The sequence below is a fragment of the Pseudomonas sp. MPDS genome, from assembly GCF_013283895.1.
Lineage (GTDB): Bacteria > Pseudomonadota > Gammaproteobacteria > Pseudomonadales > Pseudomonadaceae > Aquipseudomonas > Aquipseudomonas rhizophila.
Window position 1 is genome coordinate 4,911,257 of sequence record NZ_CP054128.1, and the last position, 14,226, is coordinate 4,925,482.

At 60.2% G+C, this 14,226-nt stretch carries 10 protein-coding genes; 8 read left to right on the forward strand and 2 right to left on the reverse strand.

The window, feature by feature from the left end:
• Window positions 1-25: 25 nt before the first annotated feature.
• The gene (locus tag HQ912_RS21720) at window positions 26-610 is read right to left on the reverse strand and encodes an ACP phosphodiesterase (RefSeq protein ID WP_047228025.1); all 585 of its coding nucleotides are present in this window, start codon (window positions 608-610) and stop codon (window positions 26-28) included.
• Between the two features lie 156 nt (window positions 611-766).
• Here HQ912_RS21720 and HQ912_RS21725 point away from each other — a divergent pair, with 156 nt between their 5' ends.
• The 4 genes from HQ912_RS21725 to HQ912_RS21740 all read left to right on the forward strand — a co-directional run bounded on the left by HQ912_RS21725 (window position 767) and on the right by HQ912_RS21740 (window position 4,170).
• The gene (locus tag HQ912_RS21725; protein WP_047228026.1) at window positions 767-1,069 is read left to right on the forward strand and encodes an ArsR/SmtB family transcription factor; all 303 of its coding nucleotides are present in this window, start codon (window positions 767-769) and stop codon (window positions 1,067-1,069) included.
• A gap of 17 nt (window positions 1,070-1,086) precedes the next feature.
• Window positions 1,087-2,253 (forward strand): MFS transporter, encoded by a 1,167-nt coding sequence (locus tag HQ912_RS21730; RefSeq protein WP_047228027.1) that lies wholly within the window; start codon window positions 1,087-1,089, stop codon window positions 2,251-2,253.
• A 32-nt stretch (window positions 2,254-2,285) separates the two neighbouring features.
• Entirely contained in the window at window positions 2,286-3,335 is a 1,050-nt protein-coding gene (locus HQ912_RS21735) for an alkene reductase (RefSeq protein WP_076386007.1), read from the forward strand.
• Window positions 3,336-3,663: 328 nt separating this feature from the next.
• Window positions 3,664-4,170 (forward strand): hypothetical protein, encoded by a 507-nt coding sequence (locus HQ912_RS21740; RefSeq protein ID WP_047228029.1) that lies wholly within the window; start codon window positions 3,664-3,666, stop codon window positions 4,168-4,170.
• A gap of 211 nt (window positions 4,171-4,381) precedes the next feature.
• Here the strand turns inward: HQ912_RS21740 and HQ912_RS21745 are convergent, their stop codons facing one another.
• Window positions 4,382-5,014, reverse strand: a complete 633-nt coding sequence (locus tag HQ912_RS21745) for a TetR family transcriptional regulator (protein ID WP_047228030.1) — start codon at window positions 5,012-5,014, stop codon at window positions 4,382-4,384.
• 265 nt (window positions 5,015-5,279) lie between these two features.
• On the opposite strand from HQ912_RS21745, the gene HQ912_RS21750 reads away from it, so the two are divergent.
• The 4 genes from HQ912_RS21750 (at window position 5,280) to HQ912_RS21765 (ending at window position 13,722) form a co-directional block, all read left to right on the forward strand.
• Window positions 5,280-6,437, forward strand: coding sequence for an efflux RND transporter periplasmic adaptor subunit (locus tag HQ912_RS21750; RefSeq protein ID WP_173407288.1), 1,158 nt, complete (start codon window positions 5,280-5,282; stop codon window positions 6,435-6,437).
• Window positions 6,438-6,440: 3 nt separating this feature from the next.
• Window positions 6,441-9,605 (forward strand): efflux RND transporter permease subunit EmhB, encoded by a 3,165-nt coding sequence (gene emhB, locus HQ912_RS21755; RefSeq protein ID WP_047228032.1) that lies wholly within the window; start codon window positions 6,441-6,443, stop codon window positions 9,603-9,605.
• Window positions 9,602-11,059 (forward strand): AdeC/AdeK/OprM family multidrug efflux complex outer membrane factor, encoded by a 1,458-nt coding sequence (gene adeC / locus HQ912_RS21760; RefSeq protein ID WP_047228033.1) that lies wholly within the window; start codon window positions 9,602-9,604, stop codon window positions 11,057-11,059. The genes emhB and adeC overlap by 4 nt, the downstream gene beginning before the upstream one ends.
• Before the next feature lie 1,409 nt (window positions 11,060-12,468).
• Complete coding sequence (locus HQ912_RS21765) at window positions 12,469-13,722, forward strand: OprD family porin (RefSeq protein WP_173407289.1); 1,254 nt, start codon at window positions 12,469-12,471, stop codon at window positions 13,720-13,722.
• The last annotated feature ends 504 nt before the right edge of the window (window positions 13,723-14,226 follow it).

The following is a 14,226-nucleotide window of genomic DNA, read 5'->3' on the forward strand; positions in this document are numbered from 1 at the left end:
GTGACGGCAAGAACCGGCTCCAACATCACCCCTGCCGTGTTGTCTGGCTCAACGCAAAATCCTGCAACTGCGGGTAGAACAGCTGAAAGTCTTCGCTCAACGGTTCATAGAGCCTGATCAATTCTTCCATGGCCCCGGCCAGTTCCTCCGGCCGGGACAGGCGTCGGGAAATCCCCCGCAATACTTGCCCAAGCACATCGAATTCTCGATAAGACCCCAGCCAGTCATCCGCCGCCATGTAAGGCGCGATTTGCGCCAGACGCCCAGGCAACTGCGGCTCGGCGGCGAGCACTCGGTAGACCTGGGAGGTGAAATCCATCAACGGCCCTTCGCCATACAGCGCCCAGTCCCGGGCCAGGCAATGATCAAAAAACACGTCGAGCACAATTCCGGCATAGCGCCGCCGTACGGTGGAAAAGCGCGACAAAGCGATATCCACCACGGGGTGGCGATCGGTGTACATGTCGATGCGTCGATGCAGGGCAATCGCCGCTTCGATCTGCGGATCGTACAGCCCTTGCAACGGCCCTTTGACGAAGTCGCCGTAGAGGCTGCCGAGCAGTCGTTCCCGGCCGGGGCCGCCGAGGTGCAGGTGTGCGAGATAGTTCATGGCGCGAAGCTTAGCACCGCCGCGCCAATATCGTTATAACCCGATATAGCGATTTATTCGGTTTTCAGATCAAATCCATATTGGTGTATCGCGAAATAACGATTTAAAGTTCGCCCCATCGCGATATAGCGTTTTACTCATTCCGAGCAGCCAACCATGCCCCTCGACCTCGACGAAATAATAAAAGCCCTGGCACACCCAGTACGGCGAGACATCCTCAACTGGCTCAAAGACCCCAAGGTCCAGTTCCCCGAACAGTTGCACAACCACGAATTCGGCATTTGCGCCGGGCAGATCGACCAGCGTTGCGGCCTGTCGCAGTCCACGGTGTCCGCCCATCTGGCGGTGTTGCAACGGGCGGGGCTGATCACCAGCCAGAAGGTCGGTCAATGGCATTTCTTCAAACGCAACGAGGACGTGATCCAGCAGTTCCTCAAGCAAATGAGCCAAGAGCTCTGACCCGACAAGGATCCACCATGCCCCTCTCACTTCTCATCCTGGCCCTGAGCGCCTTCGCCATCGGCACCACCGAGTTCGTCATCATGGGCCTGTTGCCTGAGGTGGCGGCCGACCTGGGTGTATCGATTCCCGGCGCCGGCTGGCTGGTGACCGGCTACGCCCTGGGCGTGGCCATCGGGGCACCGTTCATGGCCCTGGCCACCGCACGGTTGCCGCGCAAGGCCGCCCTGGTCGCGCTGATGGGGATCTTCATCGTCGGCAACCTGCTCTGCGCCATCGCCAGTGATTACAACGTGCTGATGTTCGCCAGGGTCGTCACCGCCCTGTGCCATGGCGCGTTCTTCGGCATCGGTTCGGTGGTGGCCGCCGGCCTGGTGGCACCCAACAAGCGCGCCTCGGCCGTAGCCCTGATGTTCACCGGCCTGACCCTGGCCAACGTACTCGGCGTACCGCTGGGCACCGCGCTGGGTCAGGAAGCCGGCTGGCGCTCGACCTTCTGGGCCGTGACCGTCATCGGCGTGATTGCACTGATCGGCCTGATCCGCTTTCTGCCGGCCAAGCGCGATGAAGAAAAACTCGACATGCGCTCGGAACTCGTCGCCCTCAAGGGCGCAGGCCTGTGGCTGTCCCTGAGCATGACCGCGCTGTTCTCCGCCTCGGTGTTCACCCTGTTCACTTACGTCGCCCCGCTGCTGGGAGAAGTCACTGGCGTATCGCCCCGCGGCGTGACCTGGACCCTGGTGCTGATCGGCCTGGGCCTGACTCTGGGCAATATCATCGGCGGCAAGCTGGCGGACAAGAGCCTGGCGAACACGTTGATGGGGGTTTTCACCACCATGGCTGTGGTGTCCACCGTATTGAGCTGGACCAGCGTCGCGCTGATCCCCACTGAAATCACCCTGTTCCTCTGGGCCACCGCCTGCTTCGCCGCCGTGCCGGCCCTGCAAGTCAACGTGGTGACCTTCGGCAAAGACGCGCCAAACCTGGTTTCCACCCTGAACATCGGCGCCTTCAACATCGGCAACGCCTTGGGCGCCTGGGTCGGCGGCAGTGTCATCGACCACGGCCTGGGCCTGACCAGCGTGCCCCTGGCCGCCGGTGCGCTGGCCGTGCTGGCGCTGCTGGTCACCCTGATCACTTTCCGCCAGGGCGGCAATGCCGACCTGGCCCCTGCCACTCACTGACTTTTAACCCTTAACTTTCGAGGCTGTAATTGATGACGACTATTTTCGATCCAATCAAACTCGGCGACATCGAGCTGAAGAACCGCATCATCATGGCGCCGCTCACCCGCTGCCGTGCCGACGCCGGCCGTGTGCCCAACGCGCTGATGGCCGAGTACTACGTGCAGCGTGCCTCCGCTGGCCTGATCCTCAGCGAAGCCACCTCTGTCACGCCCATGGGCGTGGGCTACCCCGATACCCCCGGCATCTGGTCCAACGACCAGGTGCGCGGCTGGAGCAACGTGACCAAGGCTATCCACGGCGCCGGCGGCAAGATTTTCCTGCAACTGTGGCACGTGGGCCGGATCTCCCATCCGTCTTACCTGAACGGCGAATTGCCGGTGGCGCCCAGCGCCATCCAGCCCAAGGGCCATGTAAGTCTGGTGCGTCCGCTGGCCGACTACCCGACGCCACGCGCGCTGGAAACCGAGGAAATCGCCGATATCATTGAGGCTTACCGCGTAGGCGCCGAGAACGCCAAGGCCGCCGGTTTCGACGGCGTGGAAATCCATGGCGCCAACGGCTACCTGCTCGACCAGTTCCTGCAAAGCAGCACCAACCAGCGCACCGACAACTATGGCGGCTCCCTGGAAAACCGTGCCCGCCTGCTGCTGGAAGTGACCGACGCTGCCATTGAAGTCTGGGGCGCCGGCCGGGTTGGCGTGCACCTGGCACCACGCGCCGACTCCCATGACATGGGCGACGAGAACCGCCTGGAAACCTTCAGCTATGTGGCCCGCGAGTTGGGCAAGCGTGGCATCGCCTTTATCTGCTCCCGTGAAAAGGAAGGCGAAGACAGCATCGGCCCGCAGCTCAAGCAAGCTTTCGGTGGCCCGTACATTGCCAACGAACGTTTCACCAAGGACAGCGCCAACGCCTGGCTGGCCGAGGGCAAAGCGGATGCCGTTGCCTTTGGTGTGCCGTTCATTGCCAACCCGGACCTACCGGCGCGCTTGAAAGCTGACGCACCGCTGAACGAGCCGCATCCGGAAACGTTCTATGGGAAAGGCCCGGTGGGTTACATCGATTACCCCGTGATGTAAATAAAAAACCGGCCTTACCAAAAGCCCCGACTCGCAAGAGCCGGGGCTTTTTTACATCTGTTGACGGCTGACGCAATCAAACTCCGCAGAAATCGAAACATCAAATAACAACACCACACTTACTCACTATGGATTAACACACCGGACAGCGTTAATAATAAGCCCGAACAACAACCCACTCAACCAATGGATTTAACCGACATCTATCAAACTTAATAAGCAACTTAAATTCTTGTAAAAAATAACACTAAACCGAGTAACTTCAATTACGCGCCATTATCTTACGCAGGCTTTAGCGCGCCTCGTAATACATGAGAGACACATTACAATGAACATGATGAAAAACTTAATCCTCGCTCTGCTACTGGGACCGGCAGCCGTCGCCACCAGCCTGGCCAACACCGGCATCACCGTGGAGCTGGTAAACAAAACTTCTCACGCCTTGGAAATGACCAACATTTTAAGTGAGCAACCCACGCCCCCGGACATGTCCTTGAGCGCTTATGATGTCCCCGCCAAAACAACCCGCGAATTCTATTTCGCCCATAACAGGAAATTCACTTATCCCGCTGCTGGCTGGCAACCGACGCTGAGAAAAATCAAACCGATTGAATTAGTTCTCTCCTATCAAATGAGCACCTTCAACTTCGGCTGCCAAATGCAAACCCGCTTTGAAGCCCCCATCGGTTTTGGCGTCCTGGAATCCAGTTACAGGCCAAACAGGAAAAGCAAAACTGCGTATACCGGCAATGGTGAATACACCTGCCGCTCGGAAATCTTCCAGAAGATGCTCGAACCCCCTTTCAACTATTCCGTGCGCCTCATTGTTGAATAAACCAGAGGGTCGGTAACAGGCCGGCACGACAAGTACAGGCGCCTCAATGGCGCCGGTACATCAACACGCCATAATCCTCCTGCACAATAGCGACTCGCGAGCGATCAACGTGTCTGCAGTTCGTCTATAAATGACTCTGCCGGGATCAAGGCCCGGCGGGGTCCTCGCCGTTCAGCTATTGACACAAACCGATGAAATTGAGCATTTTGTTTTATTTGCGCAGGTTGGGGCTCAGGTGCAGCATATCCAGCCCGATTTCCACCCAGCGCTCGGCCTCACCCGCCAGTGCGAAGCTGTCGGGAGCCAGTAGCCACTGGTACAAAATGCCGTCGATGTAGGCATGAATGGCGACTGCTGCCCTTTCGGGATCCAGATCGTCCGGCAACTGGCCACGCTTCATCGCATTGCGCAACGACAACGCGATACGCACGTTGCAATCGAGACTGACCTGGCGCCGCTGCTGGCGCAAATCGCACATTTCATCGGTGAATTCGCACTTATGAAACAAAATCTCATTAATGCGTCGGGTTTTCGGGTCCAGGGCCACCTGTTGGAACAACCGCACCAGCAGCTTGCGAACACAACCCAGGGGGTCAAGCTCCTCTTCACTTTCACTGGCGCGGGCCAGATCGTCGAGCGGCTCGTGCAACGTATCGAGCATGGCCTGGAGCAGGTCCGCCTTATTGCTGAAATGCCAGTAGATGGCACCGCGCGTTACACCGGCCAGCGTCGCGATGTCAGCCAGTGTCGTGCGGGCCACACCGCGCTCGAAAAAGGCTTTTTCGGCCGCTTCGAGTATCTGGCTGCGAGTCTCCAGAGCTTCCTCTTTGGTACGACGGACCATGGCAGTAAACACCTCAATCAGGATGCGTAAGCAATGCGTAAGGATCAACTGAACAAAATGTGAGGCGGCGTTCTTCACAACGCTTCTGCGACCTGCGCAGGCCTTTTGTCAGGCTTTTGTAAATACCGATGGTACGCAATTTGGGTGTTTACAAACAACCGTGTACGTAAGTATATTTCTTAGCATCCTACTAATTGTTTATCTCGCTCTTTTTCACCTTCCACTTTCTTGTGCGCCTCTTACGCGCCTGGACCCGAGGATTTCCATGCAATTCAAGCCAGCTGTTACCGCTCTGGTTACCGCCATCGCCCTGGCATCGCTGCTCAGCGGATGTAAAAAGGAAGAGGCGGCACCTGCCGCACCGGCTCCTCAGGTCGGCGTCGTAACCCTCAAGACCCAGCCGTTCACCCTGACGTCGGAGCTTCCCGGTCGCACCAGCGCGTTCCGCATCGCGGAAGTTCGTCCGCAAGTCAACGGCATCATCCTCAAGCGTCTGTTCAAGGAAGGTGCCGACGTCAAGGCTGGCCAGCAGCTGTATCAGATTGACCCGGCCATGTACGAAGCGACCCTCAAAAGCGCCGAAGCAAACCTGCGCTCAACCAAGTCCATTTCCGATCGCTATAAACAATTGGTGGACGAACAGGCCGTCAGCCGCCAGGAATACGACACCGCCTTGGCCAACCGCCTGGAGTCGGAAGCCAATCTGCAGACCGCCCAGATCAATGTGCGCTACACCAAGGTCTACGCACCGATTTCCGGTCGCATCGGTCGCTCCTCGGTGACAGAGGGTGCGCTGGTCAGCAACGGCCAGGCCGATGCCCTGGCAACCATTCAGCAACTGGACCCGATTTACGTCGACGTGACGCAGAGTTCCGTGGAACTGCTGCAACTGCGCCGTGAACTGGAAAGCGGCCGCCTGCAGAAGGCTGGCGACAACGCCGCCATGGTCAAACTGACCCTGGAAGACGGCAGCCAATATGCCCATGAGGGCAAGCTGGAGTTCTCCGAAGTGTCGGTCGACCAGACCACCGGTTCGGTAACCCTGCGCGCGGTGTTCCCTAACCCTGACCACACCCTGCTGCCGGGCATGTTCGTCCACGCGCAATTGCAGGCCGGGGTCAACAGCGCGGCGATTCTCGCGCCGCAGCAAGGCGTGACCCGCGACCTCAAAGGCATGCCGACCGCCCTGGTGGTGGGCCCGGACAACAAGGTCGAGCTGCGCCAGCTCAAGGCCAGCCGTACCGTCGGTAGCCAATGGCTGATCGAAGACGGGCTCAAGACTGGCGATCGTTTGATCACCGAAGGGTTGCAGTACGTACGGCCAGGGGTGGAAGTCAAAGCCACTGAGGCCACCAACGTTGGCGCAAAGAACCCGGCCCCCGCACAGGCAGCTGACAAAGCCGCCGGCGGCAAAGGGGAGTAAACCATGTCGAAATTTTTTATCGACCGTCCGATTTTCGCCTGGGTTATCGCCCTGGTGATCATGTTGGTCGGGGCCCTGTCGATCCTCAAATTGCCGATCAACCAATACCCCAGCATCGCGCCGCCGGCCATTGCGATCCAGGTCACCTACCCGGGCGCATCCGCGCAGACCGTGCAGGACACCGTGGTGCAGGTCATCGAGCAACAGCTCAACGGCATCGATAACCTGCGTTATGTCTCCTCGGAAAGTAACTCCGACGGCAGCATGACCATCACGGCGACCTTCGAACAAGGCACCAACTCCGATACCGCCCAGGTCCAGGTCCAGAACAAGTTGAACCTGGCCACTCCGCTGCTGCCGCAAGAAGTGCAGCAACAGGGCATCCGCGTGACCAAGTCAGTGAGAAACTTCCTGATGGTGATCGGCGTGGTGTCGCGCGACGGCAGCATGACCCGGGAAGACCTGTCCAACTACATCGTGTCCAACATGCAGGACCCGATCTCGCGCACAGCCGGTGTCGGTGACTTCCAGGTCTTCGGTGCCCAGTACGCAATGCGAATCTGGCTCGACCCGGCCAAGCTGAATAACTACAGCCTGACCCCGGTAGATGTGACCAACGCCATTTCCGCGCAGAACGTCCAGATCGCGTCCGGCCAACTCGGCGGCCTGCCTGCCCTGCCCGGTCAGCAACTGAACGCCACCATTATTGGCAAGACCCGCCTGCAGACCGCCGAACAGTTCAAGGCCATCTTGCTCAAGGTCAATCCGGATGGCTCGCAAGTGCGCGTCGGCGACGTGGCAGATGTCGCCCTGGGCGGCGAGAGCTACAGCATCAATGCCCAGTTCAACGGTGCCCCGGCCTCCGGTCTGGCAGTGAGACTGGCCACCGGTGCCAACGCCCTCGACACGGCCAAGGCCCTGCGCCAGACCGTCGAAGATCTCAAGCCGTTCTTCCCGCAAGGCCTGGAAGTGGTGTTCCCCTACGACACCACACCGGTGGTGAGCGAGTCGATCAAGGGTGTGGTTGAAACCCTGATCGAAGCGGTTGCCCTGGTGTTCCTGGTGATGTTCCTGTTCCTGCAGAACTTCCGCGCCACCATCATCACCACAATGACGGTGCCGGTGGTATTGCTCGGCACTTTCGGGATCCTCGCGGCATTCGGCTTCAGCATCAACACCCTGACCATGTTCGGCATGGTGCTGGCCATCGGTTTGCTGGTGGACGATGCCATCGTCGTGGTGGAGAACGTCGAACGGGTCATGAGTGAAGAGGGCCTGTCACCCAAGGAAGCCACCAAGAAATCCATGGGCCAGATCCAGGGCGCCCTGGTGGGTATCGCTCTGGTGCTCTCGGCGGTGCTGCTGCCGATGGCGTTTTTTGGCGGCTCCACCGGCGTGATCTACAAGCAGTTTTCCATCACCATCGTCTCGGCCATGGCCCTGTCGGTACTGGTGGCCCTGATCTTTACCCCGGCCCTGTGCGCCACCATGCTCAAGCCGATTCCCAAGGGTGAGCACGGCACGCCGAAACGCGGCTTCTTCGGCTGGTTCAACCGCACCTTCGACCGCGGCGTCCGAAGCTACGAGCGCGGCGTGGGCAACATGCTCAAGCACAAGGCGCCGTACCTGCTGGCCTATGTAATCATCGTGGTTGGCATGGTCTGGCTGTTCACCCGCATCCCGACGGCGTTCCTGCCGGAAGAAGACCAGGGCGTGCTGTTTGCCCAGGTGCAGACCCCGGCCGGTTCCAGCGCCGAACGGACCCAGGTGGTGGTGGACAACATGCGCGAGTTCCTGCTGCGTCCAAGCAAGGATGGCGGTGAAGGCGATGGCGTGGCCTCGGTGTTCACCGTGACCGGCTTCAACTTCGCTGGTCGTGGCCAGAGCTCCGGCCTGGCGTTCATCATGCTCAAGCCGTGGGAAGAGCGTGACGCTGAGAACACCGTGTTCAAAATCGCTGGCCGCGCCCAGCAACACTTCTTCACCTTCCGCGACGCAATGGTGTTTGCCTTCGCTCCGCCGGCGGTGATGGAACTGGGTAACGCCACCGGTTTCGACGTGTTCCTGCAGGACCGCGCCGGCATCGGCCATGAGAAGCTGATGGAAGCCCGTAACCAGTTCCTGGGCATGGCTTCCCAGAGCAAGATTCTCTCCCAGGTGCGTCCGAACGGCCTGAATGACGAGCCGCAGTACCAGTTGGAAATCGATGACGAGAAGGCCAGCGCCTTGGGCATCACCCTCTCGGACATCAACAACACCCTGTCGGTTGCCCTGGGCAGTAGCTACGTGAACGACTTCATCGACCGTGGTCGGGTGAAGCGGGTGTACGTCCAAGGTCAGCCGAATGCACGCATGAGCCCCGAAGACCTGCAGAAGTGGTATGTGCGCAACAGCGCCGGGACTATGGTGCCGTTCAGCGCATTCGCCAAGGGCGAGTGGGTCTACGGCTCGCCGAAACTGGCCCGTTACAACGGCGTGGAAGCGATGGAAATTCTGGGGTCGCCGGCCCCGGGTTACTCCACCGGTGAAGCCATGGCCGAAGTCGAGGCCATCGCCCAGAAACTGCCGGCCGGCGTCGGTATTTCCTGGACGGGTCTGTCCTACGAGGAACGTCTTTCCGGCTCCCAGGCGCCTGCGTTGTACGCCTTGTCGCTGCTGATGGTATTCCTCTGCCTGGCTGCGCTGTATGAAAGCTGGTCGATTCCGATCGCGGTCATGCTCGTGGTACCACTGGGGATCATCGGTGCCTTGATGGCGACCAGCCTGCGCGGCCTGTCCAACGACGTGTACTTCCAGGTGGGCTTGTTGACGACCATCGGTCTGGCGGCGAAAAACGCTATTCTGATCGTGGAATTCGCCAAGGAACTCCACGAACAGGGCCGCACGCTGGTGGAAGCCGCCATTGAAGCCTGTAGGATGCGTCTAAGGCCGATCATCATGACGTCCCTGGCGTTCGTTCTCGGCGTGGTGCCGTTGGCGATTTCCACCGGCGCAGGTTCAGGCAGCCAGCACGCCATCGGCACCGGTGTGATCGGCGGTATGTTGACCGCCACCATCCTGGCGATTTTCTGGGTGCCATTGTTCTTCGTGACTGTGTCGTCGATAGGCCGTCGCAAAAATATCGACCAGGACGACACTCCTGAAACTTCTAAAGAGGCTGGCCAATGAGCAAGTCGCTCCTCTCTCTGACCATCGCCGCCGTCGTGCTCAGCGGCTGCTCGCTGATCCCCGATTATCAGCGGCCCGAAGCACCGGTCGCCACGCAGTACCCGCAAGGTCCGGCCTACGAGCCGGCCAAGGCGGCCAGCCAGGCCGCCGCCGAACAGGGCTGGAAACAGTTTTTCCATGACCCGGCCTTGCAACAGCTGATCCAGGTTGCCCTGGAAAACAACCGCGACCTGCGCGTCGCGGCGCTGAATATCGATGCTTACGCCGCGCAATACCGCATCCAGCGGGCGGACCTGTTCCCGGCGGTCTCGGCCACCGGTTCCGGCAGCCGTCAGCGAGTACCGGCACGGGCGTCGCAAACCGGTGAGGCAGCCATCAGCAGCTCCTACTCCGCGACCCTGGGCATCAGTGCTTATGAACTGGACTTGTTCGGCCGGGTGCGCAGCCTGAGCGAGCAAGCGCTGCAAAGCTACTTCGCCACCGAAGAGGCCCGTCGCAGTACCCAGATCAGCCTGGTGGCCAGCGTTGCCAACGCCTACCTGACCTGGCAGGCCGACAAGGAACTGCTCAAGCTGACCCAGGAAACCCTGGGCACCTACGAGCAAAGCCTCAAGCTGACCTCCCGCAGCGCCGAAGTCGGCGTGGCCTCGGCCCTGGACCTGAGTCAGGCACGCACGGCGGTGGAAAACGCCCGCGTACAACTGGCGCGCTATACCCGCCAGGTGGCTCAGGATGAAAACAGCCTGACCCTGCTGCTGGGCACCGGACTGCCGTCCAACCTGAGCACCCAACCGCTGAGCGATGACCTGCTCAGCGAAGTGCCGGCGGGGTTGCCGTCAGACCTGTTGCAACGTCGCCCGGACATCCTCCAGGCCGAACGCAACCTGCTGGCCGCCAACGCCAACATCGGCGCCGCACGGGCCGCGTTCTTCCCCAGCATCAGTCTGACGGCCAACGCCGGCACCCTGAGCCCGGACCTGTCCGGCCTGTTCAAGGGCGGTTCGGGCACCTGGACCTTCGCCCCGCAAATCAACCTGCCGATCTTCAACGCCGGCAGCCTGCGGGCAAGCCTGGATTACGCCAAAATCCAGAAAGACATCAACGTCGCCAATTACGAGAAGTCGATTCAGACCGCGTTTCAGGAAGTCTCCGACGGCCTGGCCGCACGCCGGACCTACAATGAACAGTTGCAGGCCCAGACCGCCTTCGTCGCCGCCAACCAGGACTACTACAGCCTGGCCGAGCGTCGCTATCGCATCGGTGTCGACAGCAACCTGACCTTCCTCGACGCCCAACGTCAGTTGTTCAGCGCCCAACAATCGCTGATCACCGACCGCCTGGCGCAACTGACCAGCGAGGTCAATCTGTACAAGGCGTTGGGCGGTGGTTGGAATGCCGAACCCGGCAAGAACGAACCGGTGGCGGAGAAAGCGCCGCCGTTGAAACTGTTCTGACTTGATGCCTGAACGCTGAAACACGAAGCCCACCGGAAGGTGGGCTTTTTGTTTGTGCACGCTGTGTGGGAGCAAGGCTTGCCCGCGATGGCGGCCTGACAGTCGGCCAGGGTTTTGTTGATTGCGTACATATCCGTTTCTGCGGTAACGGCCACTTAGGGTTCCGCCCTTACGGCGGCTCACTTTTGAGGAGCCCGGAAGCCGGCCCAGTCAAAAGTAAGCAAAACGCTTCTGCCCCACCACTCGGTGCCTCGCCTAGGCTCGGCATGCCCGCACTCCGGCATTGCTCCGTGGGCCCGCCGCGAAGGGCCATCCATGGCCCAGCGCGGCTACCTCGGCATCCATGCCGAGGTGCCCACTGCGCAATGCCTGCGTGCGGCCAGCGTGGTTAACGGGGCGCCCGAGATCAACGTCCACCGCGAGGCGGCCTGATAGCCGACCTGATTTTTGGTGATCGCGTTCCTCCTGTGGGAGCGAGCTTGCTCGCGAAGAGGCCAGCACATCCAACATCGCCGCAAACTGACCCTACGCTATCGCGAGCAGGCTCGCTCCCACATAGGTTTGCGGGTGTTCACAACATTCGCACACGATACAAAAACCTGTGGGAGCGAGCTTGTTCGCGATGACGCCAGCACATCCAACACCACCGCAAACTGTCCCTCCGCCATCGCGAGCAAGCTCGCTCCCACAGTTGGATCGGGGTATGGCCGGAGAGACAGGTCGGCTGTCAGACCGCCTTCGCGAGCGGGCTCGCTCTCACAATGGGATCGGCGTACGACCGGGAGAGCCAGGTCGGCTACTAGGCCGCCTCGCGGTGGACGTTGATCTCGGGCGCCCCGTTAACCACGCTGGCCGAACGCAGGCATTGCGCAGTGGGCATCCCGGCATGGATGCCGGGATAGCCGCGCTGGGCCATGGATGGCCCTTCGCGGCGGGCCCACGGAGCAATGCCGGAGTGAGGGCACACCGAGCCTAAGCGAGGTGCCGAGTGGTGGGGCAAGAGCGCTTTGGTTACTTTCGCCTGGGCCGGCTTCCGGATTTTCGAAAGTGACCCGCCGTAAGGGCGGAACCCTAAGTCGCCGTTACCGCGAAATGGATATGTACTCAGTCAAAAACATCCTGGCCGACTGTAGGCCGCCATCGCGATCAGGCTCACTCCCACAAAGATCCAATCAATTTTTGCCGTTCGATAATCGCCCAAAACCCGCAAACGACAATTGAACCGATCCCAGCCGGCCCTTCACCATCCCTAGCACAAAACCAATAACAACAGGTTCGATGCCATGCCCATAGACCCCGCCTCATCCGGCTGATCCTTCGATCGCCTTACCGTCCAGCTCCACAGTGCCGACTGCAACCCAAGGTTGCGGCAGCGACCCGCTTTGCCCACAAAAACTAGAGACATGCCCATGAAACCTACACAGCATTTATTCCCCAGTCTTATCGCTATCGCCCTGTCTGGCGCCACCCTGCCCGTCCTGGCCGCAGAGTCGGGTTTTGTCGAGGACGCCAAGGTCAATCTCAACCTGCGCAACTTCTACATCAACCGCAACTTCACCAACCCGGCTAACGCCCAAGGCAAAGCCGAGGAATGGACCCAGAGTTTCATTCTCGACGCCAAGTCCGGCTTCACCCAGGGCACAGTCGGTTTCGGTGTAGACGTGCTGGGCATGTACTCGCTCAAGCTCGACGGTGGTCGCGGCACTGCCAATACCGCCTTGTTGCCGGTGCATGACGATGGCCGTCCGGCCGATGACTTTGGTCGCCTGGGTGTCGCACTCAAGGCCAAGGTGTCGAAAACTGAGCTGAAAGTGGGCGAATGGATGCCGGTGCTGCCGATCCTGCGCTCTGACGATGGCCGGTCCCTGCCGCAGACTTTCCGCGGCGGTCAGGTCACCTCCACCGAGATCAACGGCCTGAGCCTGTACGGCGGCCAGTTCCGCGCCAACAGCCCGCGTAACGACGCGAGCATGGAAGACATGTCGATGAACGGCCGCAGCGCGTTCACGTCCGACCGCTTCAATTTCGGCGGCGGCGAATACGCCTTCAACGACAAGCGCACTCAGGTCGGCGTCTGGTACGCGGAACTGTCGGACATCTACCAGCAAAAATATTTCAACCTGACCCACAGCCAGCCCATCGGTGACTGGACCCTGGGCGCCAACCTGGGCTACTTCATCGGCAAGGAAGAAGGCAGTGCCCTGGCGGGCGACCTGGACAACAAGACCGCGTTCGCCATGCTCTCGGCCAAATACGGTGGCAACACCTTCTACGTCGGCCTGCAAAAACTCAGCGGCGACGATGGCTGGATGCGCGTCAACGGCACCAGCGGCGGCACCCTGGCCAACGACAGCTACAACTCCAGCTACGACAACGCCCAGGAAAAATCCTGGCAAGTGCGCCACGACTTCAACTTCGCCGCCGTCGGCGTACCGGGCCTGACCCTGATGAACCGCTACATCAGCGGTGACAACGTACACACAGGCACCATCACCGACGGTAAGGAATGGGGTCGCGAAAGCGAACTGGCCTACACCGTACAGAGCGGTGCGTTGAAGAGCCTCAATGTGAAATGGCGTAATTCGACGATGCGTCGGGATTACAGCACCAATGAGTTCGATGAGAACCGGCTGATCGTCAGCTATCCGATCAGCTTGTTGTAAAAGCCAAACATAAGTGGAGGCTGTACCGGCGTCATCGCGAGCAGGCTCGCTCCCACAGGGGGATCAGCGTTGAGCATAAAATTTGTGCTCACTGAAGATCCAGTGTGGGAGCGAGCCTGCTCGCGATGGCGTCATCACATTCAACATCGATGCAAGCTGACCCACCGCTTTCGCGAGCAAGCCCGCTCCCACAGGGGATCAGTGCCGAGCATAAAATTTGTGCTCACTGAAGATCCAGTATGGGAGCGAGCCTGCTCGCGATGGCGTCATCACATTCAACATCGATGCAAGCTGACCCACCGCTTTCGCGAGCAAGCCCGCTCCCACAGGGGGATCAGTGTCGAGCATAAAATTTGTGCTCACTGAAGATCCAGTGTGGGAGCGAGCCTGCTCGCGATGGCGTCATCACATTCAACATCGATGCAAGCTGACCCACCACTTTCGCGAGCAAGCCCGCTCCCACAGGGGATCAGCGTCGAGCATAAAATTTGTACTCACTGAAGA